At 70.6% G+C, this 2771-nt stretch carries 2 protein-coding genes; both read left to right on the top strand.

Annotated elements, in window-relative coordinates; all coding sequences use genetic code 11:
• On the top strand, positions 1–2343 hold a 2343-nt coding region (locus AB0I42_RS37210; protein ID WP_357544477.1), incomplete at its 5' end, for a type I polyketide synthase.
• A 24-nt stretch (positions 2344–2367) separates the two neighbouring features.
• Positions 2368–2771 (top strand): beta-ketoacyl synthase N-terminal-like domain-containing protein (locus tag AB0I42_RS37205; protein WP_357544476.1); only part of this gene is annotated, 404 nt, incomplete at its 3' end.

The following is a 2771-nucleotide window of genomic DNA, read 5'->3' as shown; positions in this document are numbered from 1 at the left end:
GATCACGCGGTCCATGGGACGGTGCTGGTGCCGGGGACGCAGTTCGTGGACTGGGCGATCCACGCCGGTGACCTGATCGGCGCACCCGTTCTGCGGGAGCTGACCGTGCAGGCCCCGCTGGTGCTCGACGGGGCCGTCGAGGTGCAGACCACGGTCACCGCCGAGCGGCAGGTCGCGGTCTACTCACGTACCGGCGAGGACGAGCCCTGGACCTGCCACGCCACCGGCGTGCTGGAGCAGGAGAGCCCGGTAGCGCCCGCCGTCGAGCGGCTGCCGGTGGACGCGGCGCCGGTCTCGATAGCCGAACTTTACGACCGTCTAGCGCTGCGTGGCTATGAGTATGGGCCGGTGTTCCGGGGCGTGCGGGCGGCGTGGGAGGCCGGCGACGACCTCTTTGCCGAGGTCGAGTTGCCACCGTCGGAGCACGGCCGGGCCGCCGGTTTCGCGATCCACCCGGCGTTGCTGGATGCTGCCCTGCACACCGCCGCCCTGCGTGACTTCTCCGACGAGGGCGCGCCGGTGTTGCTGCCGTTCGCCTGGCAGGACGTGTCCGTGCACGCGACCGGCGCGACCAGGGTACGGGTGAGGTTGCGTGCCGACGGCGACAACCTGTCACTGACCCTGACGGACATGTCCGGCGCCCCGGTCGCCACGGTCGGCTCGCTGGCTCTGCGGGCGTTGCCGGACCGGCTGCCGGTCAAGGCGGTACGGGATCTCTACACCGTCGACTGGATTGAGGTCGGCCATGTCGGCGAGGCGGAGACCGACATCGCGGTGTGGGACTGCGCCGGTGTCGTTCTGTCCGAGGTGTTGGCCGGGGTCCAGCAGCGTTTGGCTGCGGATGAGCAGCGTTGGTTGGTTCGGGTTCCCGGTAGTCAGACAGACCCAGAGCACGCGGCGGTGTGGGGTTTGTTGGCGTCGGCGCAGTCCGAGCATCCGGACCGGCTCGTGCTGGTCGACGCGGCCGATCCGGCGCTGGCGCGGGCGGCGGTGGCGGTGTGTGACGAGCCGCAGTTGCGAGTGGACGACGACGGCCGTGTTCGGGTGCCTCGTCTGGTGCGGGCTGTCCCGGGTGGTGGTGAGGTTGATTTCGGTAGCGGCCCGGTGTTGATCACGGGTGGTACCGGGACGCTCGGTGGGCTGTTGGCCCGGCACCTGGTCGACGTGTACGGCGTATCGGAGTTGTTGCTGGTGTCGCGTCGCGGTCCGGATGCGCCGGGTGCCGGCCGGTTGTGTGATGAGGTGCCGCAGGCGCGGATCGTGGCGTGTGATGTGTCGGATCGGGAGGCGTTGAAGGCGCTGCTCGAGGAGCATCGTCCGAGTGCGGTGATCCACGCGGCTGGGGTGTTGGATGACGCGACGGTGGCGAATCTGACCGAGGCTCAGTTGGAGGCGGTGTTCAGGGCCAAGGCCGTCGCGGCGGAGTACCTTCACGAGTTGACCGATGGTCTGAGTGCGTTCGTGTTGTTCTCCTCGGCGTCGGGGGTGTTCGGTTCGGCGGGACAGGCGAACTATGCGGCCGCGAACGCCTATCTGGATGCGCTGGCTCGTCGGCGGCGTGCGCAGGGCCTACCGGCACAGTCACTCGCCTGGGGGCACTGGTCGCAGGACAGCGAACTCACCGGGCGGCTCAACAGCGCCGACCGCCACCGGTTGGTTCGCCACGGCGTCGTGCCGATGAGCGACGAGTACGGTCTGGCCCTGTTCGACGCGGCCCTCAGCTCGGGTTCCCCGGTCCTCGTACCGGTCAAGCTGGACCTGACCGCGGACGCCGGGCAGACGGTGCCGCCGGTGCTGTCCGGCCTGCTGACCGCGAGCCGGCGGACCCTCGCCGCCGAGGGAACAGCCGGCGACCTCGCCGGGCAGCTCGCCCGCCTGGAGCCGCGGGCGCAGCGCGAACGTGTCCTCGACACCGTGCGGTCGCTGGCCGGCCGGGTGCTCGGCCACCGGCCGGGATCGGCCGTCGGCGCCGACCAGGCGTTCAAGGATCTGGGTTTCGACTCGCTGCTCGCCATCGAGCTGCGCAACCGGCTCGGCGCCGAGACCGGGCTGCGCCTGCCGGCCACGCTCGTGTTCGACCATCCCACCCCGGCCGCCGTCGCCGGCCATCTGTGCACGGCGCTGGGGCTCGGACCGGACGCGGAGACGCCCGAGGAGGCGGAGGAACGCGAGTTCCGGCGGAAGCTGGCCGACATCCCGATGACCCGGCTCCGGAGTTCGGGAGTGCTCGATCTGGTGTTGCGGCTGACCGACGCCGACGACACGGCCGAGCCGGGTGAGTCCATCGACGATCTGGACGCGGAGAGCCTGCTGCGGCTCGCCGCACAGCAGACATCGTCCTGATCCGACGGACGGGGTGGAGAACGGATGAACACGTCGCAGGAGCAATTCGTCGAGGCGCTGCGCTCGTCGCTGAAGGAGAACGAGCGGCTGCGCATGCAGAACCGCCGGCTGGTCGGCGCGGCGACCGAGCCGATCGCGATCGTCGCCATGGCATGCCGGTTCCCGGGCGGGGTGCGGTCCCCCGAGGACCTGTGGGCGCTGCTGGAACGGGAGGGCGACGCCATCGCAGGCTTCCCGGCCGACCGGGGCTGGCAGCGGCTGGCCCGGTTCGACCCCACCGGGAAGCTCCCGGGCTCGGTGTCGGCACGCGAGGGCGGGTTCCTGTACGACGCCGCGGATTTCGATGCTGATCTGTTCGGGATTTCGCCGCGTGAGGCGTTGGCGATGGATCCGCAGCAGCGGTTGTTGCTGGAGGTGTCGTGGGAGTT

This window comes from Polymorphospora sp. NPDC050346 (assembly GCF_040655695.1).
Taxonomy (GTDB): domain Bacteria; phylum Actinomycetota; class Actinomycetes; order Mycobacteriales; family Micromonosporaceae; genus Polymorphospora; species Polymorphospora lycopeni.
This window is presented reverse-complemented; position numbering and strand designations above follow the sequence as displayed.